22 protein-coding genes and 1 tRNA gene are annotated in these 23,091 nt (G+C 54.1%); 20 read left to right on the top strand and 3 right to left on the bottom strand.

Features of this window, described 5'->3' with window-relative positions; genetic code table 11:
* The first annotated feature begins 32 nt into the window (after positions 1 to 32).
* Entirely contained in the window at positions 33 to 506 is a 474-nt protein-coding gene (locus MKJ04_RS00645; RefSeq protein WP_241638288.1) for a hypothetical protein, read from the top strand.
* Between the two features lie 92 nt (positions 507 to 598).
* Here the strand turns inward: MKJ04_RS00645 and ruvC are convergent, their stop codons facing one another.
* Entirely contained in the window at positions 599 to 1,171 is a 573-nt protein-coding gene (gene ruvC / locus MKJ04_RS00640) for a crossover junction endodeoxyribonuclease RuvC (protein ID WP_262918037.1), read from the bottom strand.
* Between the two features lie 26 nt (positions 1,172 to 1,197).
* Between ruvC and MKJ04_RS00635 the strand changes: the two genes are divergently transcribed.
* The 11 genes from MKJ04_RS00635 (at position 1,198) to MKJ04_RS00585 (ending at position 11,417) form a co-directional block, all read left to right on the top strand.
* Positions 1,198 to 2,190, top strand: coding sequence for a lysylphosphatidylglycerol synthase domain-containing protein (locus MKJ04_RS00635; protein ID WP_241638286.1), 993 nt, complete (start codon positions 1,198 to 1,200; stop codon positions 2,188 to 2,190).
* The gene (locus MKJ04_RS00630; RefSeq protein WP_241638284.1) at positions 2,100 to 3,320 is read left to right on the top strand and encodes a glycosyltransferase; all 1,221 of its coding nucleotides are present in this window, start codon (positions 2,100 to 2,102) and stop codon (positions 3,318 to 3,320) included. Before MKJ04_RS00635 ends, MKJ04_RS00630 begins: the two co-directional genes overlap by 91 nt.
* A complete protein-coding gene (locus tag MKJ04_RS00625) occupies positions 3,317 to 3,574 on the top strand; it encodes a hypothetical protein (RefSeq protein ID WP_241638282.1) in 258 nt (85 codons plus the stop codon). Before MKJ04_RS00630 ends, MKJ04_RS00625 begins: the two co-directional genes overlap by 4 nt.
* The gene (locus tag MKJ04_RS00620; RefSeq protein WP_241638280.1) at positions 3,574 to 4,755 is read left to right on the top strand and encodes an ABC transporter permease; all 1,182 of its coding nucleotides are present in this window, start codon (positions 3,574 to 3,576) and stop codon (positions 4,753 to 4,755) included. Before MKJ04_RS00625 ends, MKJ04_RS00620 begins: the two co-directional genes overlap by 1 nt.
* Entirely contained in the window at positions 4,748 to 5,971 is a 1,224-nt protein-coding gene (locus tag MKJ04_RS00615) for a PP2C family protein-serine/threonine phosphatase (RefSeq protein WP_241638278.1), read from the top strand. Before MKJ04_RS00620 ends, MKJ04_RS00615 begins: the two co-directional genes overlap by 8 nt.
* A 276-nt stretch (positions 5,972 to 6,247) precedes the next feature.
* Positions 6,248 to 6,880: a polysaccharide deacetylase family protein gene (locus MKJ04_RS00610; RefSeq protein ID WP_241638276.1), complete on the top strand. Its 633-nt coding sequence runs from the start codon at positions 6,248 to 6,250 to the stop codon at positions 6,878 to 6,880.
* Complete coding sequence (locus MKJ04_RS00605; RefSeq protein WP_241638274.1) at positions 6,877 to 7,968, top strand: glycosyltransferase; 1,092 nt, start codon at positions 6,877 to 6,879, stop codon at positions 7,966 to 7,968. The genes MKJ04_RS00610 and MKJ04_RS00605 overlap by 4 nt, the downstream gene beginning before the upstream one ends.
* 148 nt (positions 7,969 to 8,116) lie before the next feature.
* The gene (locus tag MKJ04_RS00600) at positions 8,117 to 8,884 is read left to right on the top strand and encodes a TatD family hydrolase (RefSeq protein ID WP_241638272.1); all 768 of its coding nucleotides are present in this window, start codon (positions 8,117 to 8,119) and stop codon (positions 8,882 to 8,884) included.
* 2 nt (positions 8,885 to 8,886) lie between these two features.
* A complete protein-coding gene (locus MKJ04_RS00595; protein ID WP_241638270.1) occupies positions 8,887 to 9,957 on the top strand; it encodes an asparaginase in 1,071 nt (356 codons plus the stop codon).
* Positions 9,958 to 10,023: 66 nt separating this feature from the next.
* Positions 10,024 to 10,111 (top strand) — tRNA-Ser (locus MKJ04_RS00590).
* Between the two features lie 379 nt (positions 10,112 to 10,490).
* Positions 10,491 to 11,417, top strand: coding sequence for a sugar phosphate isomerase/epimerase family protein (locus MKJ04_RS00585; RefSeq protein WP_241638268.1), 927 nt, complete (start codon positions 10,491 to 10,493; stop codon positions 11,415 to 11,417).
* Positions 11,418 to 11,822: 405 nt separating this feature from the next.
* Here the strand turns inward: MKJ04_RS00585 and MKJ04_RS00580 are convergent, their stop codons facing one another.
* Positions 11,823 to 12,239, bottom strand: a complete 417-nt coding sequence (locus MKJ04_RS00580; RefSeq protein WP_241638267.1) for a hypothetical protein — start codon at positions 12,237 to 12,239, stop codon at positions 11,823 to 11,825.
* A 431-nt stretch (positions 12,240 to 12,670) separates the two neighbouring features.
* Here MKJ04_RS00580 and MKJ04_RS00575 point away from each other — a divergent pair, with 431 nt between their 5' ends.
* The gene (locus MKJ04_RS00575) at positions 12,671 to 13,627 is read left to right on the top strand and encodes a universal stress protein (RefSeq protein WP_241638265.1); all 957 of its coding nucleotides are present in this window, start codon (positions 12,671 to 12,673) and stop codon (positions 13,625 to 13,627) included.
* A gap of 210 nt (positions 13,628 to 13,837) precedes the next feature.
* Positions 13,838 to 14,596: a glucose 1-dehydrogenase gene (locus MKJ04_RS00570; RefSeq protein WP_241638263.1), complete on the top strand. Its 759-nt coding sequence runs from the start codon at positions 13,838 to 13,840 to the stop codon at positions 14,594 to 14,596.
* 242 nt (positions 14,597 to 14,838) lie between these two features.
* Here MKJ04_RS00570 and MKJ04_RS00565 read toward each other — a convergent pair whose 3' ends face one another.
* On the bottom strand, positions 14,839 to 17,142 hold the full coding sequence (locus MKJ04_RS00565) for a nitric-oxide reductase large subunit (RefSeq protein WP_241638261.1): 2,304 nt from the start codon (positions 17,140 to 17,142) through the stop codon (positions 14,839 to 14,841).
* A gap of 250 nt (positions 17,143 to 17,392) precedes the next feature.
* Between MKJ04_RS00565 and MKJ04_RS00560 the strand changes: the two genes are divergently transcribed.
* The 6 genes from MKJ04_RS00560 to MKJ04_RS00535 all read left to right on the top strand — a co-directional run bounded on the left by MKJ04_RS00560 (position 17,393) and on the right by MKJ04_RS00535 (position 23,090).
* On the top strand, positions 17,393 to 17,923 hold the full coding sequence (locus MKJ04_RS00560; RefSeq protein ID WP_241638259.1) for a c-type cytochrome: 531 nt from the start codon (positions 17,393 to 17,395) through the stop codon (positions 17,921 to 17,923).
* 29 nt (positions 17,924 to 17,952) lie between these two features.
* Entirely contained in the window at positions 17,953 to 19,992 is a 2,040-nt protein-coding gene (nosZ, locus tag MKJ04_RS00555) for a Sec-dependent nitrous-oxide reductase (protein WP_241638257.1), read from the top strand.
* Positions 19,993 to 20,068: 76 nt separating this feature from the next.
* Positions 20,069 to 20,680 (top strand): hypothetical protein, encoded by a 612-nt coding sequence (locus tag MKJ04_RS00550; protein ID WP_241638255.1) that lies wholly within the window; start codon positions 20,069 to 20,071, stop codon positions 20,678 to 20,680.
* Positions 20,677 to 21,138, top strand: coding sequence for a nitrous oxide reductase accessory protein NosL (locus MKJ04_RS00545; RefSeq protein ID WP_241638254.1), 462 nt, complete (start codon positions 20,677 to 20,679; stop codon positions 21,136 to 21,138). The genes MKJ04_RS00550 and MKJ04_RS00545 overlap by 4 nt, the downstream gene beginning before the upstream one ends.
* Positions 21,122 to 22,420, top strand: coding sequence for a nitrous oxide reductase family maturation protein NosD (locus tag MKJ04_RS00540; protein ID WP_241638252.1), 1,299 nt, complete (start codon positions 21,122 to 21,124; stop codon positions 22,418 to 22,420). The genes MKJ04_RS00545 and MKJ04_RS00540 overlap by 17 nt, the downstream gene beginning before the upstream one ends.
* Positions 22,383 to 23,090, top strand: coding sequence for an ABC transporter ATP-binding protein (locus MKJ04_RS00535; protein WP_241638250.1), 708 nt, complete (start codon positions 22,383 to 22,385; stop codon positions 23,088 to 23,090). Before MKJ04_RS00540 ends, MKJ04_RS00535 begins: the two co-directional genes overlap by 38 nt.
* Position 23,091 lies beyond the last annotated feature (1 nt).

Genomic DNA, 23,091 nt, shown 5'->3' with positions numbered 1-23,091 from the left:
TATATTTCCAAATCCCCTTATAGCTATTTATTATGAAACGATTCTTGCTTGTGCCGGCGCTAGTACTGCTACTTGCCTCCTGCGACAACAAAGATAAGGAAGAAGTAGTCCTGAACGAAAAAACAAATGTAAAGCAGGAACTGCAGGGCGACTGGTCCAACAGCTTCCAGACAACCAACTACTATAACGATGCGGGCCAGGTAGCCCACAAAGACACTTCCACAACAGATGTGCGCTTCCACTTCGAAGGTAGCAAAATGGAGATCTCGCACCCGGGCGTGTCCGGAAAAGAGACGCTGACCTTTGCCCTGCCCGACACCAGCGCCACGGACTATGTGGTGATCTCGAAGAACGGCCAGATGCAGGACTACTGGAAAATCACGGCTAAAAACGACACGGCCATGGTATGGGAGAAGTTCCTGGACTATGCCGGTTACCGCGATGCCAACGGCAACATGGTTACCTCGCGCCGGGGCGTTTATACCTATGCGTTCAAAAAATTGTAAGCCGTCGTCGGCTCATACCTAAAAAAGCGGGAGCCACCTTTCCAGAAGGTGGCTCCCGCTTTTTTTAGGTATGGCAGTATATGCGCGGCGGATTATTTAGTGGACAGCCTGTCGGGGTTATCCACTACGAAGCTCTTCCAGGACTTGCCGCCCTGCTTGGCGTTGTTTCCCTTCTGGTAATGGTGGCACAGCGCCACGCCCAGGGCATCGGTCGCGTCGTGCAGCTTCGGGTCGGGCTGTATCTTCAGGATCTGCACCAGCATGCTGGCCACCTGCTCTTTGGAGGCGTTGCCGTTGCCGGTCACCGACTGCTTCACTTTTTTGGGGGCGTACTCCACATAGGGGATGTCGCGGGAGAGGGCGGCCGCGATGGCAACGCCCTGGGCCCGGCCCAGCTTGAGCATGCTCTGCACGTTCACGCCGAAAAACGGAGACTCGATGGCCAGCTCATCGGGCAGGTACTCGTCGATGAGCTGTATCATGCGGTCAAAAATTTTCTTTAACTTGATGGCGTGGTTGCTGTAGCTCTTCAGATGAATGACGCCATACTGCACCACGCGCACTTTAGACCCTGTCACCTCAATCAGGCCATACCCCATTACCTGTGTGCCGGGGTCGATGCCAAGGATGAATTTATTGGGGGGGAGTGCGGGAGGAGAAGCCATAGGACTGCAAAAATAGACATATTATCTTGAACATTACTCGCAACAGAAGATTCCTTTTGCTGGCTGGCAAAGTGGTGGTGGTCGCGCTTACCCTCGGCCTGCTCTACCAAGCGGCCTTCACTGCCCCAGACACCTTCCTGACCTGGCGCGGGATTGTGCGGCATGCCTGGGGCAGCCCGCTGCGGCCGCTGTTGCTGCTCACCGCCGCGCTCATACCCCTCAACTGGGGCTTTGAGGCCCGCAAGTGGCAGCTGTTGGGTCAGAAAATCGAGCAGATGACCTTCCTGCGGGCATACCGGGCCGTGATGGTGGGCCTGACGCTGGGCTTCATCACCCCAAACCGCCTCGGCGACTATGCCGGTCGTGTGCTGGAGCTGAAAAGCCGCGAGCGGCTCGAGGCGATCGGGGCCATTTTTATGGGGCGCTTTTGCCAGTTGGTCGCCACCGTGCTGGTAGGGTCGCTGGGGCTTGGGTACTTCATCCTGCGCTTTTACTGGGAGCTGTATCCGGCTGCTTGCGTGAGTGCTATACTGTTACTACTGGCGCTGAACGTGCTGGTGGTGCTCCTCCTGTACAATGCCAGCGCCATGGTGGCGCTGGTTGCCGCCATCGGGCCGCTGCGGCGGTTTGTGCCCTATCTCTCCATCATGTCTGCTTACGGCACCCCGGAACTATCGCGGCTGCTGGTTCTTTCGCTGGGCCGCTATACGGTGTTTCTGCTGCAGTTTATACTGTTGCTGGTCCTGTTTGGCGTGCAGCTCCGCCCGATAGAGTATGTAAGCGGCGTGTCGGGCACGTTCTTCCTCAAGTCGGTGGTGCCGTCAGTCAGTCTGCTCTCCGACCTGGGGGTGCGGGAACTGTCGGCCATGTACCTGTTCGGGTTGCTGGGGCAGGCGCGGCTACAGGTGCTGAGCGCCAGCCTAAGCCTGTGGCTGCTGAACATCGCGGTGCCCAGTGCCGTGGGGCTGCTGTTTGTGCTGCGGCTGCGGCTGGCGGCCCGGAAAGGGGTGGCGGCTTGATCTGGCTGCTCTCGCTCTCGCTGCTGGCCTACGCCTGGATCATCCTGCGCCGACTTGTTGCCTGGCAGGAGATGCCCACCTCCGACGCGCCCGCGTCCTTTATCCCCGCGCTCCGCCTTTCCGTCATCATACCCGTCCGGAATGAGGCGGCCAACATTCTGATGCTGCTGCAGGATCTGGACCGGCAGCATTACCCGAAAGAACTGATTGAGGTGCTGGTGGTAGATGATCATTCCGAAGACAATACAGTTGAACTTATACATGAATACGTACGTGGCTCAAAACTGAATATAAGGATGTTGCAGCTGCGTGATTACCCGGCCATGCAACTGAAAAAGGCGGCGGTGCAGAAAGGGGTGGAACTGGCGCAGGGCGAACTGCTCGTGTTCACTGACGGCGATTGCCGGGTGGGGCAGGAGTGGCTGCGGCAGTACGCATACCTCTACCGCCTCCAGCAGCCCTATTTCATCAGCGGCCCCGTCTGCTTCCACAACACGCACAGTCTGTTCGAGAAGATGCAGTTGGTGGAGTTCTCCAGCCTGATAGGGATCGGGGGCGCCTCCATCGGTATGGGAAGGCCCAATATGTGCAACGGGGCCAACCTGGCCTACCGGAAGGATATTTTCGACAGTGTCGCGGGCTTTGCGGGTAACGAGGGCATTGCGAGCGGAGACGATGAGTTCCTGCTGCACAAGGTGCACGAGCAGTATCCGGGCAAAGTAGCCTTCCTGAAAAACAGTAAAGCGATTGTTTATACATCAGCCCGTAAAACACTGATTTCCTTTGTGTCGCAGCGGGTGCGTTGGGCAAGCAAGTGGAAGTCGTACCAGAGCCAGCGGGTGCAGCTGGTGGCGCTGGCCGTGTTTCTGGTTAACTTCTTGCTCTTCCTGGCGCTTGCCCTGCTGGTGTTTGGCAGCCTGCCCCTCTGGATTTTCGTGGCGGCCTATGTGGCGAAGTTTGCCGTGGATTTCTTATTTTTAAGGCAGATTCTGGGCTTCCTGGGCAAACAGGAGTATCTTTGGTATATGCTGCCGCTGCAACTCGTGTACGTCCCCTACGTGGTGATAACGGGTGTCTGGGGGCTGCTGGGGCGTTACCGCTGGAAAGGAAGAATAATACGCAACGCATGAGTGAAAACGAATTTGACTTACTGGACGAGCTGTATTTCGTGACGGCTTACCCGGATCTGAAAAGTACCCTGTCGTTGAGCGACGAGGAACTGTGCGCCGCCTTGCAGGCTCTGATTCGGCAGGGGTATGTGCGCATCCTATACCCTGACCCGGACACGGATTACGTGTATGATGAGCACGCGTTTGGGCAGCACTGCCAGCAATACTATTTTCTGGCCACCAAGGCTGGGCTGGTCGTCCACAACTCACTCTGATGGCTGCGAGCACTCAGCCGAAGCCGGTTTCCCGGTCTCCTTCCTATTACGCCCGGCAGCGCCTTTTCCAAAACAAGCCAGCCATGGTCGGGCTGCTGGTCATTCTGTTTGCCGTGGCGGTGGCGGTGGCGGGCTATGCCATTATGCCCGATCCCTCGCCCAACGCCAACAACGGCATGGTGCAGATCCAGAAGAAACAGCCCGGCTTCAACACCCAAGTACTGCACATCCCGACGGCTTTTGGCACCGGCCAGAAGACAAACCCGCTGACCGCTTTGCTCTTCGGTAAGCCCGCCACGCACACCTTTCTGCCCATTGAGGGGTATAGCTTTCGGGGAGACAGCCTGCGGGTACAGCCTTTCCGGAGCAACAATGCCATGGCCGACCAGGAGCGCGTTTATGCTTTACGCGATCTTGTAGATGAAGATGGGGAAGGTACTGATTCAGAGGGGTATAAAGCGTACGTGGAGGCTCATAAAATCAGCCGGGAGACGTTCTGGCTGGGCACCGACAAGGCCGGGCGCGACGTGCTCAGCCGCTTGATCCTGGGTACCCGCATCTCGCTGGGCATCGGCTTTGTGGCGGTGCTCATCTCGTTGGTGGTGGGGGTGACGGTGGGCGCCGTGGGCGGCTATTTCGGTGGCTGGGTAGACAAGCTCATGCTGTTTCTGATGACGGTGGTCTGGTCGGTGCCGGGTATCATGCTCGTGATTGCCATCAGCCTGGCCCTCGACAGCAAGGGAGCCTGGGTGGCTTTTGTGGCGGTGGGCCTGACCATGTGGGTGGAGGTGGCGCGCGTCGTGCGCGGGCAGGTGCTCAGCCTGAAGGAGAAAACGTATATAGAAGCCGCTCAGGTGCTGGGCGTTCCGCAATACAGGGTCATTTTTTTTCACCTGCTCCCAAACATGTTCGGCCCGCTGATTGTTATAGCCACGGCAAATTTCGCCTCCGCAATCCTGATCGAGGCTGGCCTCAGTTTTTTGGGTCTTGGCGTGCAGCCGCCCGCCCCCTCCTGGGGGATGATGGTGAATGAAGGTTTTCAGTTGATCGGTGCCAGGGCTGGTCTTTTTTTAGTAGTTTTACCCAGTGTTTGTATTAGTGTGCTGGTGTTGGCCTTCAACCTTTTAGGCAACGGCCTGCGCGATGCATATGATCCCAAAATCCCGATTTCGAATGCCTGACATCATTACTCCGAATACGCAGCAGGAACTGAATCTAAAGAAGCTGGAGCTTTCGGCCCTGCTTGAGATCACCCAAGCGATCAACGATAACTTGCCAGAGCCCGCGTTATACAAGATATACCGCTTCACGCTGCTGGCCCAGCTCCAGATAAGCCGGCTCGTGCTGTTTGTGCAGGATGAGGCCTGGGAGTGCAAGGTGTGTTTTGGCACCGAGCAGGATTTTACCCGCCAGCCCCTGCCGGAGGCCATCAGGTCGCTGAAGGAGATCTCGAAGACCGCCAAATTACCCGTGGACAAGAAATGGCGCGCCTTCGACATCGTGATCCCCATTATCCACAATGGCAAGGTGCTGGCCTTTGTCATGATCGGGAAGATACAGCCTTATTACCAGAACATGGGTGCGCTGGGCTTCGTGCAGACAGTAAGTAACATCATGCTGGTGGCTATTGAGAACCATAAGATGGCGCGGCAGCGACTGGCGCAGGAGTCGATCCGGAGGGAGATCGAGATTGCCCGCGAGGTGCAGACGATGCTCTTCCCAAAGTCGCTGCCCAACGACAGCGACGTGGCCATACATGCCAGCTATATCCCGCATTCCTCCATCGGCGGCGATTATTACGACTACATCGAGATTGACCAGGACCAGTTCCTGTTTTGCGTGGCCGACGTGTCGGGCAAGGGCGTGCCGGCCTCCCTGCTGATGTCCAACTTCCAGGCCGGGCTGCGCACCATCCTGCGGCAAACCACCGACCTGGGCACGGTGGTGACCGAGCTCAACAACCTGATCTACCGCAACGCGATCGCCGAGAAGTTCATCACTACGTTCCTGGCCATATATAACCGGCAAACCCGCGAGCTGACCTATGTGAACGCGGGCCACAATGCCCCGATCCTGCTCTACGAAAACAACTCGCACCTGCTGCTCAACGACGGCTGTACCATGCTGGGCGTATTCGATGTGCTGCCTTTTATGTCGGTGGCCAAGGTGACGGTGCCCAACAACGCGGTCCTGCTTTGCTATACCGACGGCCTGACCGAGGTGTTTGACGAGGATGAGGCTGAGTTTGGGATTGAGGGCACCATCGAGTTTATGAAGCGCAACCGCTTCCTGAGCTCCAAGGTGTTGCACCTGCAACTCCTCAGCGCGATCAAGCTGTTCAATGAGGAGGTCAGCTTCAACGATGACATCACGCTTCTTTCCTGCCGGTTTAAGTAATTTTGATTGTTGATAGTTGATTGTTTTTCTGATACAAGTAAAGGCAGTCCAATAAAGCTTAGAGCATGTTTAAATTTCATTTTTGGAAGCGAAAAATGTTCAGGAAGGGTTCTGACGAAGCGTTTTTTGAGCTGCATAGCAGCGCTATGGGGCGATAAAAAGGTGAAGTCAGGTTCCTTGATGGACGTTTTGTAGCCCAAAAGATGAATTTTAAACATGCTCTTAACGGCAACCACCATCTACAATCAATTAGCAACCATCAATTAGCAACCTCGTTTGATCCGTTTTTACAAGACGCCTTCGCTGCTCCGGAAACTGATGCCTGGCTATACCTGGCGGCGCGCGGGGCAGGGCAAAACATTGTATCTGACGTTCGATGATGGGCCAATCCCGGAGCTGACGCCCTGGGTGCTGGAGCAGCTGCAGCAGTATGCCGCCAAGGCTACTTTTTTTTGCGTGGGCGAAAACCTGGTCAAACACCCCGAAGTAGCAAAGCTGGCGCTGGCGCATGGCCACGCATTGGGCAACCATACCCACAACCACCTGAAAGGCTGGCAAACGCCACCAGATGTGTATGCGCAAAACACGGCCCTGTGCCAGGCCGAGTTGGATGCCTTGCAGCCGGGGGCAGCCAAAAAGCTGTTTCGCCCTCCCTATGGCCGAATAACCGCTGCCCAGGCAAGGGCCCTGCGCCCAACCCACGAACTGGTGATGTGGGACATGCTCACCAACGACTACGACGCCACGCTTTCCCCTGAAAAATGCCTGCAGATGGCCATCCGCCATACCCAAAGCGGCAGTATCATCGTATTCCACGACAGCCTGAAAGCAAAGCCAAACCTGCTGTATGTGTTGCCGCGCTTTCTGGAGCACTTCACCCGGCTAGGCTATTCGTTTGAAACCCTATGATTGTATCGGCAGGCTATTTCATCCTCTACTTTCTTTTGTTGATCGTGCTGCTGGCCCTGCTCTTGCTTCACCGGAAAACCGCGCCGCAACCCCTGACACAGCAGCCCCGCGTCAGCATCCTGATCGCGGCCCGGAACGAGGAGCATACCATCCTGCGCTGCCTCCAAGCCATCTCCCGCCTCGACTATCCGCAAGACAGGCTGGAGGTGCTGATTGGTGACGATGCCTCCACAGACGCGACCCGTGCCGTGGTGGAGGCCTTTATCCGGGACCGGCCAAACTTTGCCTGCCTTTCGATCGGGCAGGAGGTAGGCCATACCAGGGGCAAGGCCAACGTGCTGGCCCAACTAACAGACCACACGACAACAGATTTTTTCCTTTTTACGGATGCCGATGTGGCCGTGCCACCACAGTGGGTCAGGGCGATGCTGGCGCAGATGCAGGAGGGGGTAGGGGTCGTGACGGGTATAACCTCCATCGCCGGCGACAGCCTCTGGGCCAGGCTGCAGGCACTGGACTGGCTGTATGTGCTGGGCCTGATGCAGGTGGTGTCGGACCTTCGGCTGCCGGTGTCTACGATGGGCAACAACATGCTGCTGCGGCGGCAGGCCTACGAGGCGGTGGGAGGCTTCGGGGGCATACCCTTTTCCCTCACTGAGGATATCGCGATTTTTAACGCCATTATAAAAAAAGGGTGGGGCTTTCGGAACATATATAGCCGTTCGGTGCTGGCCCTGTCTACTCCCGCCGCCAGCATTTCCTCCTTCCTGCACCAGCGCAAGCGCTGGATGCGCGGGGCCATGCATCTGCCGCTGTATATGGTGGTGATCTTTGTGCTGCACTCGGCCTATTACCCCGTGCTGCTGCCCTTTTTCAGTTATACCTCAGCTGGGGCGACACTCGCTGTCTTTGGCTTCAAACTCCTGCTGCAGAGCCTTTACCTTAGGGTATGCCTCCGGCGATTGGGACAGACAGTGCCCTGGTGGTTTTACGTGGTGTTTGAGTTATACCTGGTTGTCTCGTCGGTGCTTCTGATCGTGTATTTCTTTCTGCCGCTCCGCATCGTCTGGAAGGGCCGCAGGTACTGAGCAAATGGTCTGCAACTCTGCCTGAAGGTTCGATTTGAGGTAGTGGGCGGGTAAAAGGTGCGGCGTTTCCGTAATTTAATTCCTAACTTACCGCTGCAAATGTTATAAAGACACAAAGCTCACTATCTGGCACGGACATAAATAACCAATGAATTTAATTGATTCTCACGCACATATATACTCTGAAAAGTTTGATGACGACCGGCCCGGTGCCGTGGCGCGGGCGCAGGAGGCAGGGGTAGGCAAAATTTACATGCCCAACATCGACCATACCTCCATCGACGCCATGCTGGAGGCGGAAGCCAAGTACCCGGGGCTGTGCATCCCGATGATGGGCCTGCACCCAACCTCCGTGGACAAGGATTTTGAGCGCGAGTTATACCTTCTGGAAGAGTGGCTGGGCAAGCGCGCGTTTGCGGCCATTGGCGAGTGCGGCACAGACCTGTACTGGGACAAATCATTCCTGCCCCAGCAGCAGGAGGCCCTGAAAGTGCAGGTTGCCTTGGCTAAAAAACACCAGTTGCCCATCGTGCTGCACACCCGCAACTCCTTCGACGAAACCTACGAGATACTGGCCGCCGCTCAGGATGGCACGCTGCGCGGGGTGTTCCACTGCTTCTCCGGCACCCCGGAAGAGGCCCGCAAAGTGAAAGAGCTCGGCTTCCTGATGGGTATTGGCGGAGTGGCCACCTTCAAGAACGGCGGCCTGGACCAGGTGTTGCCACATGTTACCTTAGACGACCTGGTGTTAGAAACCGACTGCCCTTATCTGGCGCCCACACCGCACCGCGGCAAGCGCAACGAGCCCGTATACCTCCCCCTGATCGCAAACCGCGTGGCAGAGCTCATGCAGCAACCTGTTGAGGCGGTGGCCGAAAGAACCACTGCAAATGCGCTGAACCTTTTTAAGCTGTAAAGATGGGAGTAGTTAAAGTACACATCGACGTAGCGACGCCCAAGCATCCCGAAGCGTCCATCATGATCATTTATACCGGCGGAACCATCGGAATGGTGCTTGATGAGGACTCCAGGCACCTGGTGCCCTTCAACTTCAGCCAGATACTGCAAAAAGTGCCCGAGCTGAAGCAGTACCAGTATATGCTCACCGTCGTGAGCATTGAGCCCGCCATCGACTCCTCCAACGTGTCTATCGCCGACTGGATGATGATGGTGCGCCTGATAGAGGAGAACTACGATGCCTACGATGGCTTTGTGATCCTGCACGGCACCGATACCATGGCCTACAGCGCCTCGGCCGTGAGCTATATGCTGGAGAACCTGCAGAAGCCTGTCATCTTCACGGGCGCGCAGGTGCCGATTGGCCGCGTTCGCACGGATGCCCGCGAGAACCTGATCACGGCGCTGCAGATAGCAGCCACCAAAGTAGAAGGGGAGAGTGCCGTGCCGGAGGTATGCATCTTTTTCCATAACCTGCTGCTTCGGGGTAACAGGGCCAAAAAAGTGGAGAGCACCCAGTTCAGCGCCTTTAAGTCGGAGAACCACCCGGCGTTGGCAAAAGCCGGCATCAACATCGATTATAACTGTACCGCCATCATGCCGCATACCGGCCGGCCGCTAAAGGTGCATTACGACATGGACTACCGGGTGGCCATCCTCAAGCTTTTTCCGGGTATAACGCCATACGTGGTGAAGAGCATCCTCACTTCGCCGGAGTTGCGCGGGGTGGTGCTGGAAACCTACGGGGCCGGAAACGCCCCAACCACGCCATGGCTGCTGGAACTGCTGTCGGAGGCCATTGGCCGGGACATCCTTATCCTGAACGTGTCGCAGTGCGATGAGGGCCGGGTAGATCAGGGACACTATGAGACCAGCCGTTACCTGCTGGAGATGGGCGTGATCGGGGGAGCTGACATTACCACGGAGGCGGCTATTACCAAGCTGATGTTTGTGCTGGGCCAGCAACTGCCGCAGTCCAAAACCAAGGAATTGCTCATGAAAGACCTGCGCGGCGAAATAACGTTGCTGTAAATGTCTTCAGATTATGGTTGGCGCTTGCAAGTGTCCTGACAAATACCGTATATTTGCATCACCAATAGAGAGGTGTCCGAGTGGTTGAAGGAGCACGCCTGGAAAGTGTGTATACCTCAAAAGGGTATCGCGGGTTCGAATCCCGCTCTCTCTGCCGGTAGCGATACCAACATCAACCAAAAGCCCGTGAATCAGCGATTTACGGGCTTTTTCGTTTCTGCCAATCTGCAGAATCATTCAGTTTGTCTTCCCTGGTGTTGTTGCCCAAAAGCTTGCCTTCTGAGCCTTTCAGCCTCTAGAGATTTACCGTCTTATCCTCCAGCAATAGTGCAACCATAAAAAGTGTACTTTCAAATTGGGTGTTCTTCCAATCAGGAACAACCTCCTCTAATTCGTGCAATAAGTGAGCGTGCATGACTTGTCGTGATGGTCCAATTCTAAAAATAAGTTCGTGGGCCTCACTTATTCTTTTTGTACCGTACTGTAAATAGAAAACATACCGGGATATGCCTTATCCCCCAGCATATAATCTGATGATACAAAACCGTCGTAGCTTTCTTGGGGCCCTCACGAGCCTGGCGGCCGCCAGCTTTCTTCCAGACGCATCTGCGTGGGCCAGTAATGGGGCGGCAGGAAAACTGCACTTCGCCTCAAACGAATATTCCTGGATAACTTTCTATGAGCGTCAGCAGCGCGATTGGTTTGCGGATCTGGATGCTTCGATAGGCGAGTTTGCCAAGTCGGGCATTGCAGGGTATGAGCCGTCGGTTACGAACGTGGAGCAGCTACACCAGCTGGCACCGCTTCTAAAGAAGTATAAAATCGAGATGCGCTCGGTTTATGTGGGGTGTACCCTACACAAAGAAAGGGAGGGCGTTGAAAGCCTGAAACAGGTTACGGCGATTGCCAAGGCCGCCGCGCCGCTAGGCGTGAAAATAATCGTGACCAACCCCAGCCCCATCCGTTGGGGAGGAGAGGAGGATAAAACCGATGCGGAACTGAGTCTGCAGGCCGGGTACCTGAATAAAATGGGGGCCGAGCTTCAGAAACACGGGATCACGCTGGCTTACCACAATCATGATATAGAGATGCGGCGTGCTGCACGGGAGTTTCATCATATGATGGTTGCGACTGACCCGCGGCTTGTCTCGCTGTGCCTGGAAGCTCACTGGCTATACCGGGGCTCAGGTAACTCGCAACTGGCGCTGTTTGATGTCATGCGCCTGTATGGCAACAGGATTGCCGAAGTACACCTGCGCCAGTCAAAAAACGGGACCTGGTCTGAGACCTTCGGTGAAGGCGATATTGACTACACGCGATTAGCGAAGGAGCTTTTGGCTTTAAAGGTGCGCCCACATCTTGTTTTGGAGCAGTGTGTAGAGGAGCAGACTCCCAACACGATGGGTGCCGTGGAAGCACACCAACTAGATTTGCAATATGCTCAACGCATCTTCGGTTAGTGGGCAAAGGGATCGTGGCCAAGGTGATCGAGGGCGTGGCTCTAGGAACCGGAAACAGAAGAATAATGCCTAGAGCAACCTGCTTTCCTAAATCAATAGACCAATCACGCAGCTGCTATTCTCTCCGGCGAGTACCCGTGCAACCACTGTGGCATCGGTCAGCGTCACTTCCTGGTTTTGTTTGCTATGCTTCATTGCTTCCATCGTGCGCGTTTTTGTAGTTAGATGCAGAATAGGCCAAACTTCACTGTACCTGCTGCTCCTCAACGGAAGCGGGGCGCAGCACTGAAACGGGCCGGTCTCAGGCCTTTTTTCATCCCAGAGGGGTTTAGTTCCCGGGCAGGAAGCTGCCGGGAGGAGGGGAAGTAAGAGGCCAAAGATGAGAGCGCCTATGCTGCAAACCTGTCAGGCCCGCGCAGAGGACAACAGCCAGGCCATGGCCTCGGCCTGGCTGGAGAAGCTTTGCGACACCATGGTCGGGTTGAGCTCCTGTGTGAGCTCGGCGGAGAGCTTGGCGGCCTTTTCCTCCCGCACGGCGTCTGCGGTACCTACCCGCGCTATCTTTTTGAGGCGGGTGCCCATCAGGTCCATGGCGAATTTCATGCTGATGGCTCTGTAGGCCTGTTCCTCTACGTCAACTATGGAGTTGCTGGAATCCAGCAGCAGGTGCTTGATGTCATAGTTGGTGATGTTCTCCACAATAAGTCCCAGGCAAAAGCTGACCTCAGACAACCCAAATTGCCTTACGTCCGGCATGCTAGTCACCAACACATCCGTGGAGGGGGTGTAGTCAAGCGTGATAATACCATTATATATGAGCATGTGGTCAGGTGGTGCGTGGAATATAGATCAAAGTTAATATCAAAATGATATTTTACAAACATTTTTATTAAATAAATATAGTTATATATAATTAGTTAGATTCTTTGGCAGGTTGATTTTACTTGTTCTGTACCTTGTCTTCGCATACCGCTCGCCCTTGGCCTGACTGCATTCTTTCAAAGGGGCTCTCCGCTACTCTGGGTGCCCTCGAAGCAGGGCTTCCATACCTTCCTTTACTTCTCCGTGGTGGCCAGCCTCATGCGCCTGTAGGCTGTTTCTACGAATTGATACTCAGGGTGATATATGTCAGCTTTCCTGCTGATGCCTGTCATCGCTTCCTGGATGCGGGTCTCTTAAATTTCCGGTAGTGTTTGGGAGGGCATGCGCAGCGATTGTGCGCCCGGAATTTTTAACTTTAATATACAGCGACGATGGAGACTATTTTAGTGCCAACCGATTTTTCAGAGGATGCGAGGCATGCCCTGGGTTATGCCATTGAGATGGCACAGGTCACCGGTTCCCGGATCGTGCTGTTCCACGCATTTTACCAGCCGCTCTCTTTCCCCTCTGCGGCAGACTATGCGGCAGTGGTACGTGAGTTGGAGAGGGGAAAGACGCTTGCGCTGGAGGCCTATGCGCAGGAGGCGCAGCTGTCACTGCTGCAGGGTTCCACGCTGGCGCGCAAAAGCGCCGTGTCGGCGTACCAAGGAAGGGAGGTGCATCCACTAGCTAATGATGGCGCACGCCACACAGAAACAGCGGGTGATGCCCCGACTGAAATGCCAGCGGCTGATCTCCGGTGCGTGTGCAAGTTCGGGTTTGCGTTTGACGAGATACTCAAGGCAGTGGAAGCGCAGCGGGCAGACCTGGTGGTGATGGGCATGCGGGGAGGGGGCGCCCTGAGAAGGGCCCTGCTGGGCCGCACCACGCTCTCGGTCATGCGCGGGGCGCATGTGCCGGTGCTGGCCATACCTCTCCACGCCCGTTTCGAAGTGTTCAAGTCTGTCGTTTTCGCCGCCGACCTGGCCAACTTGCCCGCCCGCCGGGAGGTGGCTATGCTGGGGGAGTTTGTGCGGGCATTCCATGCCCGGCTGCAGGTGTTGCATCTATACAAAGGCGAGATGGGGCAACAGGAAGAAGAGCAGGCCGCGGCTTCGTTGGAAACGCTCGGGGAGTGCCTGCCGGATATAGACTACAACGTAACGTTCCGGCAGCGCGAGGATACTGCCGATGCCATAGAGCAATTCATGCGTCAGCGCCACGGCGACCTGTTGGTGCTCATGCCACTGAGGCACACGTTCCTGGAGATGCTCCTGAACAAGAGCCTGACACAGCGCATGATGGCGAGGGCCTTTGTCCCGCTGCTGGCGCTGCCGTCCGGGGCATAGGAGGGCGACGTGACGCTATACCATCTAACCCCGGCAATATTGAAAACAAGCTGCCGGGGTTAGATGGTGTAGCGTCAAAACTGGCCCCGGCGAAGGCAGTCAGAAAACAGCCCGAGGCACAGACGCCAGGAAATTCCAGGCTGGGCGATTTGCGCAGTGCACTTTGCCAAACACCACAAAAAACTTTTTTAACGGATAAGATTGAAACACATGGGAAAGCAGTTAACAGGAAAAGTGGCACTCGTAACCGGCGCATCGTCTGGTATCGGAAAAGCAACAGCCATACTATATGCGCAGGAAGGTGCGAAGGTTATGTTGTCTGATATTGACGAGCAGCTAGGCAACGAGGTGACCGAAGAGATTAAAAGCATGGGTGCCGAAGCCACCTTCGTGCGGGCGGATGTGGCAATGCCGACGGAGATGGAGGATCTGGTGCAGAAAACCGTGGCCCGCTTCGGCAGTCTCGACATCGCCTTTAACAATGCAGGCATAGGCGGCGAGGCAAAACCCATCGGGGAGATGAGTGTTGAAGGCTGGAACAAGGTTATCGCGGTTAATCTGAGCAGCGTGTTTTACTGCATGAAATACCAGATACAGCAAATGCTACGGCAGGGAAGTGGGGCCATTGTAAACAATTCCTCCATATTGGGGCAGGTCGGCTTTGCCAACTCTGCGGCCTACGTAGCCGCAAAGCATGGCGTGGTGGGCCTCACAAAAAACGCCGCCCTGGAGTATTCAGCCAGCGGGATTCGGGTGAATGCCGTCGGCCCGGCGTTCATCAACACGCCTTTGCTTGCGGAAGCTGGAATTGACCAGCAGGCAAAAGAGGCGCTGGCGCGGCTGCACCCGATCGGCAGGTTAGGCGAAGCCGAAGAGGTGGCGGAACTGGTGCTGTGGCTCAGCTCTGCCAAGGCTTCCTTCGTGACAGGGTCTTATTATGCAGTGGACGGCGCTTACCTGGCGCAATAACCATAGCGAGAGGGGATAGCCCCACTCGCTTCCTGTTACCGGAACGTTTTTATATTCCGCCAGGCAGGTGACGAAAAGCACCTCTGGCGGCATCATGTTTGCTACCAGCAAGCAGCGAGATGCGATGGAAAATCTTTAAAGTGTCAGCCGGTAATCCTAGTTGGGAGGGTATAAACTGAGCGGTGTCAAAGGGCTATAAATCCACCCTCTAACACCGCTCAGTTTATACCCTTTCCTCTGTTTTACTTACTGATTGTCTTTTCTCTGACGGAGTGAATCAGGTCGATATCCTGCACATCCTCGCCCTCCTCCATAGACCAGCCTGTTTTCAGGCCAAGGATGAACCAGGCCAGGGCCACCACACCGCTGGCGAAGATGGTATCGCCCACTACCCGTAGCCAGCGCAGCGTCTCCATGGTGTCCGTTTGCATAAACTCCATGGAGCGGGCATACCACAGGCCGTATTCCACGCTGGCCCAGGTTTGCATCATTCCGATTGGCAGTACACTGATGAGCACCATCAGGATCAGGCCAACGTTAATGGACCAGAAGGCAAAGCGGATCACACCGTCTTTCCAGCGGCGGCGGCCGGAAAGGCCTTTGAGCACGAACAGCATCAGGCCGATCCCGAGCATGCCATACACCCCAAACAGGGCCGTGTGCGCATGGACAGGCGTTGTGTTTAGCCCCTGCATATAGTAAAGCGCGATAGGCGGGTTGATCACGAAGCCAAACACACCGGCACCCAGCAGGTTCCAGAAGGCCACGGCCACAAAGCTGTAGATCGGCCACTTGTATGCCCTTAACCATACCGTGGCACTGCTGATTTTCAAGTTATGGTATGCCTCAAAGCCGATCAGCACCAGGGGCACTACTTCCAGCGCGCTAAACGTGGCACCCAGCGCCATTACCGCTGTAGGCGTGCCGCTGAAGTACAGGTGGTGAAACGTTCCGATGATACCGCCAAACAGGAAGATGATGGTAGAAAAAAGCACGGTGGCCGTGGCCAGTTTCGTGTCCAGGAGACCCATGCGCACAAACAGGAAGGCGATGACCACTGTGGCAAACACCTCGAAGAAGCCCTCTACCCACAGGTGCACCACCCACCAGCGCCAGTACTCAGCAATGGCCAGGTTGGTGTGCTGCCCCCACATCAGGCCGGAGGCATAAAAGATGGCAATGGCAGCCGACGAGATCAGGAACATGCCCAGCAGGTGACGCCCCTCCACGTCGTTCCGGAAGGCGGGCACGATGGCGCGAACCATCAGCCCCAGCCATACGAACAGGCCGACCAGCAGGAAGATTTGCCAGAAACGGCCCAGGTCCACGTACTCATACCCCTGGTGGCCGAACCAGAAGTTCTCCGTATAGCCCAGCTTCTGCATTACTCCATACCACTGCCCAGCCAACGAGCCAGCCACAATAATGAGCAGGCAGACGAAGAGGAAATTGACGCCCAGGCGCTGGAATTTGGGCTCATGACCCGAAACAGCTGGCGCTATGTACAACCCGGTTGCCAGCCAGGAAGTGGCGATCCAGAAGATGGCCAGCTGCACGTGCCAGGTGCGGGTAATAGAATACGGAAGGTACTCGGCCAGCGGAAAACCGTAAAGCGCCTGCCCTTCCACACCATAGTGCGCAGACACAACGCCCAGTGTTACCTGTACCAGTATCAGCGCCGTCACGACCCAGAAGTACTTGAGCGTGGCCCTCATGGATGGGGTGGCGTCCAAACCCAACAGCGGGTCTTTCTTCGGCAACCTAGAATGGTCGATTTCATCGTCTTTGTTAGACGCATAGTAAAAGGCCAGTAACCCTACACCCGCGATAAGTATGATTACACTGAAGCCTGTCCAGATGATCAGGTCACTGCTTGGCTCATTGGCTACCAGTTTCTCGGCGGGCCAGTTATTGGTATAGGTGATGTTTTTGCCCGGCCGCTCGGTTACGCAGGCCCAGGAAGTCCAGAAGAAGAAAGCGTTCAGCTTCTCCATACGCACAGGGTCTTTCACCGTGTTATCCGCCATCGCAAAGGCGTCTCGCTGCTTTGCCAGTGCCGGGTCATCCATAAAGAGGCCGGTATAGTACTTACTCACATCCGCAATAGCCTCAGCCCGAAGGTCTGACACAGTGAGCACGCCGGTTTCTGGGTTATAGGTGTTGGCCCGAAGCTGCTTCTGCAGGCGTGCCTCCAGCATTGCCTTTGCCTCTTCGTCCAGGCCATCGTAAGTCACGCTTTTTTCCTGCTGCGCCCAGGTGTCCAGAAAGTACATAGCCTCTTTGTGCAGCCAATCCGCACTCCAATCTGGGGCAACGTAGGCACCATGGCCCCAGACAGAGCCCAGTTGCTGCCCGCCAGTGGATTGCCATACGTTCTGGCCGTCCTGTATATCCTGTTCTGTGAAAAGTACTTTTCCCGATGTCGTGATCACCTTTTGTGGAATAGGGGGCGCTTCCCTATAAATCTCGATTCCGTAGTAGCCAAGCACGGCAAAGGACCCGACGATGACGGCTATAAATCCCAGCCAAAGATTTCTGTACTTCATATGATTATAGTTTTAGAATTATTGAATCCTGTTGCACGGCACTTACAATTAACAGCAAAAAGATAATTCACTTCATTTCTTCCCCACTTTGCAATCCCAAAGTTCCTGCGCAAAGCAGTTGGGGAAAATGACATAAATCAATAATAGAAGAGATAAGCGTCTTTTATTTTATGTGCTGTCAAGCCTAGCTTTGTGGTATCAACAATCACCAAAACTCTCTGAACAGTTATCCTTTAACTTGTAGTCTACCATGAAAAACAAGAGCAAATTAGTAAGCAGCACACTTCGGAAAAGGTTGGGCGAATCTGTGAGGTTGGGCTTTACGGTTCTCCTTAGCGGCACTATCTTTTTTAGCTGCTCATCCGGAGAACAAGAATCAGCTATGGCAGAAGAGCCAGGTCTGGCGCACGAAGCAGCAACAGAAGCGACAGAGGCCGATGATGGCAAAGGAATCGGACCAGTTAAATCAGTAGAAATGGGGGAGGGTATTGATGAGGCATTAGCCTCTGAAGGCAAGTCGCTTTTTGAAGGAAAGTGCTCTGCCTGCCATCAGCTATCCGACCAGAAAGTGGTTGGGCCTGGCCTGGCTGGAGTAACAGAAAGACGCAAGCCAGAGTGGGTTATGAACATGATCATCAACCCAGAGGAAATGACCAAAAAAGACCCGGCTGCTAAAAAGCTTCTGGCTGAGCACTTAACGCAGATGACCAATCAAAACGTCAACGAGAAGGATGCCAGATCAATTCTGGAGTACCTGAGACAAAATGATCAAGCCATTTAATAAGCGACACATCTACAAACCATACATCGATGGAAAAATTGATCACCAAATTTAAGAAAGCAGCCCCTAAGGCCGCCCTGCTGATGGCAGTGGCAGCCGGCGCGGCGCTACAGGGATGTAGCAAAATGGGCGGTGACAACGCAGGTGCCACTGCCACAGCGCTTTCGTCTGACGCAGCCGCTGCAGTGTATGTTGCCCCAGGCAAGCACGATGAGCTTTACTCTTTCCTTTCTGGGGGCTTTAACGGGCAGGTTTCCGTTTATGGCCTTCCTTCAGGGAGATTGTTGAAGATCATACCGGTGTTTACGCAGCACGGAGAGAACGGCTACGGCTACAGCGAAGAGTCCAAAGCCATGCTGCAGACATCCCACGGTTTTGTGCCCTGGGATGATTTGCACCACCCGAAACTTTCGCGCAGCGACGGTATGACGGACGGCCGCTGGCTGTTTGTGAACGGTAACAACACGCCGCGTGTGGCCCGTATCGACCTGACGACTTTCGAGACGGTAGAGATCATGGAAATCCCTAACTCTGCAGGTAACCACTGCTCTCCATACCCAACCAATAACAACGAGTACGTGATTGCAGGTACGCGTTTCAGTGTTCCACTGGATATGAAAGGGGGTACAAGCGATATAGCCCTGGATAAATATAGCGAAGAGTTCAAAGGCTCTATCTCTTTCATAAAAATAGATCAGGAGAAGGGCGACATGGAACTTGATTTCCAGATTCTGGTGCCTGGCTTTGACTATGACCTGGCGAATGGCGGTAAAGGCCCATCAGAAGACTGGGTGTACTTTACCACGTATAACACTGAAAAGGCCGGTACTTTAAAGGAAGTTGGTGCATCTCAGAACGACAAGGACTTCCTGGCAGCAATTAACTGGAAACTGGCGGCTAAATATGCCAAAGAGGGCAAGGCCCGCGAGATGCCTGCTAATTACTACCACAACAAAATGGACAAGGACACGCACATGGCCAAGTCTACTGTGAAGAAGAAAGTGCGTTACCTGTTGCCGGAGGAGTGCCCAGGTATGATGTACCTGTTGCCAGCCCCTAAATCACCACACGGTATCGACGTAGACCCAACAGGTGAGCACATGGTGGTAAGCGGCAAGCTTGCTTCATCAATCCCTGTGTTCTCTTTCTCTAAAATGCAGGATGCTATCAAGAACAAAGCTTTCGACGGCGAGAAGAACGGCATCCCTGTGCTGAAGTATGAGTCTGTGCTGGCAGCTGAGGTAAAGGAACCAGGCTTAGGGCCATTGCACACTGAGTTCGACGGTAAAGGAAACGCCTATACTTCTATGTTTGTGTCATCAGAAGTGGTGAAATGGAAACTTAGCGACTTTACAGTAGTTGACAGAATCCCAGTTTACTACTCTGTCGGCCACTTGATGATCCCTGGCGGTGACACAAAAAAGCCACTTGGCAAATACCTGGTGGCCATGAACAAGATCACCAAAGACCGTTACCTGCCAACTGGTCCTGAGCTGGCGCACTCTGCACAGCTGATCGACATCTCTGGCGAAAAAATGAAGCTTCTGCTTGATTTCCCTACAGTGGCTGAGCCGCACTACGCACAAGCCATAGTTGCTGATAAAATAGCTCCTAATAGCGTGAAGTTCCATAAGCTGGAAGATAACAAGCACCCGCACGCCGTGAAAAAAGAAGCAGATGCAAGCGTGACACGTGAAGGCAAGAATACGATTCGTGTGAAATTGACGGCGATCCGAAGCCACATGACACCAGACAACATCGAAGGTGTGCAGCTAGGCGATACGGTATACTTCCATGTTACTAACCTGGAGCAGGACTGGGATGTGCCGCACGGATTCGCGATAATGGGTGCCAACAACGCAGAGGCCCTGATAATGCCAGGCGCTACCCAGACCCTGAAGTGGGTGCCGAAGAAAGCAGGGGTGTATCCGTTCTACTGCACAGACTTCTGCTCTGCACTGCACCAGGAAATGCAGGGTTACATCAGAGTGTCTCCAAAGGGATCCAACGTTCCGATTATCTTCTCAACAGGTAAGAAGAAAACAGGACCAGTAGCCTCTTCGAAATAAGGCTCGACTGTCAATCAGAGGAGGGTACCAGCGCAGCCTCCTCTGATTGATTCTTTTCACCTTAACCCTTACCAGGATGAAAGCTTACAACAGAGTGCTGATGATTATGGCAGCATTATCTCTGGGCTTGCTGTTTATGTTCCCGATGTGGAAGATCTACCTGAAAGCCCCGCAATACCCTGAAGGACTTGAACTGCACATCTGGGTGAATAAACTAGGGGGCAGCTCTGACCATGTTCTTCAAAACTTTAACATCCTGAACCATTACATTGGTATGAAACCGATTCATGCCGATTCTTTTGCCGAGCTGCAGTACATGCCTTACATCGTGATCTTCTTTATGGCGGCCGGGGTGATGGTAGGTTTGCTGGGTAAAAGAAAGCTGGTGCTAGGGTGGAGTGTCCTGCTCATGATAGCCGGTGCAGCAGGTATACTTGACTTTTACCTTTGGCTGGTGGAGTTCGGCACCAACTTAGACCCGCAGGCTGCCATTAAAGTGCCCGGCATGACCTATATTCCGCCCCTGCTTGGCAGTAAGATGCTGTTGAATTTTGAAGCGCTTTCTTTACCTGCATGGGGTAGCCTGGGCATTTTCCTGGGAATAGCGATTTCGTTGCTGGTATACTTCCTTGGCAGGAGAGAAGCCGCAAAAGAGCAAGAAGCAAGTACAAAACGTGCACTGGTATGAAAACATTAGCTTACCTCTTTGGCCTGATGCTGGTAATTGCCCTGATGGGTGGTTGCCAGGTCGAGCCAAAACCAATTGCCTACGGTGCCGCCAACTGCGCCCACTGTAACATGACGGTGGCCGATAACCGCTACGGAGCCGAACTTGTGAACGACAAGGGAAAGCCCTTTTTCTTTGACTCTTCGGAGTGCCTGATGGCTTACGTAATCGAGCAGCCGGAACTGGCCGGGAAAGCAGCCTTTTTACTGGTTACGGATTATACCCAGCCAAATGAATTGATCGATGCGCGCAGCGCGCATTTTTTACAAAGCAAAGCACTGCCTAGCCCAATGGGTATGTACATGACAGCTGTTGCCGACAAGGCTGTCGCTTCTAAGATACAGCAGGAGCAGGGCGGTCGGCTATTAAGCTGGGATGAGGCAGTTAAAGCCGTTCAGAACAATGAAAGACCAGAATAAGCTTATCGTAAATTTACTTGCCACTTTAGTGTTGCTCCTGTGGGTTACAACTGCCTTTGGCAGCACGCTGAAGGTGTGCAAAACATGCACTTATACTTCCGTAAAACAAGCCGTGAAAAAAGCCAGACCTGGCGACACGGTAGTGATTAATGATGGTGTATACAAGGAGTTTGGAATCGAGATCAACAAGCCGCTTGTGCTCATCGGGCAGAACAACCCGGTGATCGACGGAAACTATAAAGGCCAGATACTGACCGTTACAGCTGACAATGTAACGATACAGGGCCTAACCTTTAAAAACATTGAGACAAGCTATACCCGTGATGATGCCGCCATCCGTGTGATTGAGCGCAGCAACGCCCGGATCTTAAACAACACCATCCTGAATACTTACTTTGGCATTTATCTACAGAATTCTGACCACTGCCTGATAGAAGGAAACACGGTAATTGGTAAGGATGTGAAAGGCGTGAACGAGTCGTCGCTTGGCAATGCCATACACCTGTGGTACTGCGACAACTCCATTATCCGAAACAATAGGGTAGAGGGGCACCGCGATGGCATTTATCTGGAGTTCGTGAAAGACAGCCGGATCAAAAATAACCTGAGCCAGCATAACCTGCGCTACGGGCTGCACTTCATGTTCTCGGATGGCAATGTGTATACCTATAACACCTTCCGGAAGAATGGTGCCGGTGTGGCAGTGATGTATACCCGAAACATCCGGATGGAATACAATAGGTTTGAAGATAACTGGGGTGCCGCTGCCTACGGCCTGTTGCTGAAGGAGATTACCAACAGCGTGATCTATAACAACACTTTCCGCCGCAACACAGCAGGCATGTATATGGAAAGCTCCAGCCGCCTGGACATTCAGCGCAACACATTCGACCGAAACGGATGGGCCGTAAGGCTGCTGAGCAGTTGCACGGACGACACGTTCAGGAACAACAACTTTACCGGCAACTCTTTTGATGTGAGCACCAACGGGAACTCCGCCCTAAACAAGTTCGAGAACAACTACTGGGACAAGTACAGCGGCTATGACCTGGATAAAGATAAGGTGGGCGACGTGCCTTACCGCCCGGTGAGTTTATACTCGATGCTGGTGGAGAAAGTGCCGCCCTCGGTGATGTTTATGCGCAGTTTTATGGTAGACCTGATGGACAACATTGAGAAAGTGCTGCCGAGCTTCATACCGGAGGATATTATTGATGAACATCCCATGATGAGGAGATTAGACTATGATAGCGATAGAAAACTTACGCAAGTCCTACGGTAAACTGCAGGTGCTGAAAAATGTGAGCGCAAGCTTCGAGGCAGGCCGGGCAATATCCATTATCGGTCCGAATGCGTCGGGCAAGACTACTATGAGCAAGTGTATACTTGGTATGGTATTACCGGATGGCGGCGACATTAAAATAGATGGAGAAAGTGTGCTGAAAAAACATGCTTACCGCAGTAAGATAGGGTATATGCCACAAATTGGCCGCTACCCCGAGAACATGAAGATACGCCAGGTGATCGGCATGATCCGCGACATCCGGAAAGATGTAAAGCAGATCGATGAGGAGCTGATTGGGCTGTATGGTCTGGAGGCGATATACGAGAAACGAATGGGCGCTTTGTCTGGTGGTACCAAGCAGAAAGTAAGTGCCGCGCTGGCTTTCATGTTTAACCCGCAGATACTTATACTTGACGAGCCTACTGCCGGCCTGGACCCGGTCTCGGCTGAGATCCTGAAGTGCAAGATACTGAAAGAGAAAAGGAGCGGCAAACTGATCATGATCACCTCCCACATTATGAGTGAGATAGAGGAAGTGGCCGATGAGGTTTTGTGTTTGATGGACGGTCAGCTCAAGTTTCACGAGACCATTGCCGGCATCAAAGCCCAAGCCAACGAAGAGCGCCTGAGCCGCGCTATTGCTAAAATCATGAACGAGCAGGACTAGC

The sequence above is a fragment of the Pontibacter sp. E15-1 genome, assembly GCF_022601975.1.
Lineage (GTDB): Bacteria > Bacteroidota > Bacteroidia > Cytophagales > Hymenobacteraceae > Pontibacter.
Note: the sequence above shows the minus strand (reverse complement) of the source record. Positions and strands in the feature narration are given on the sequence as shown.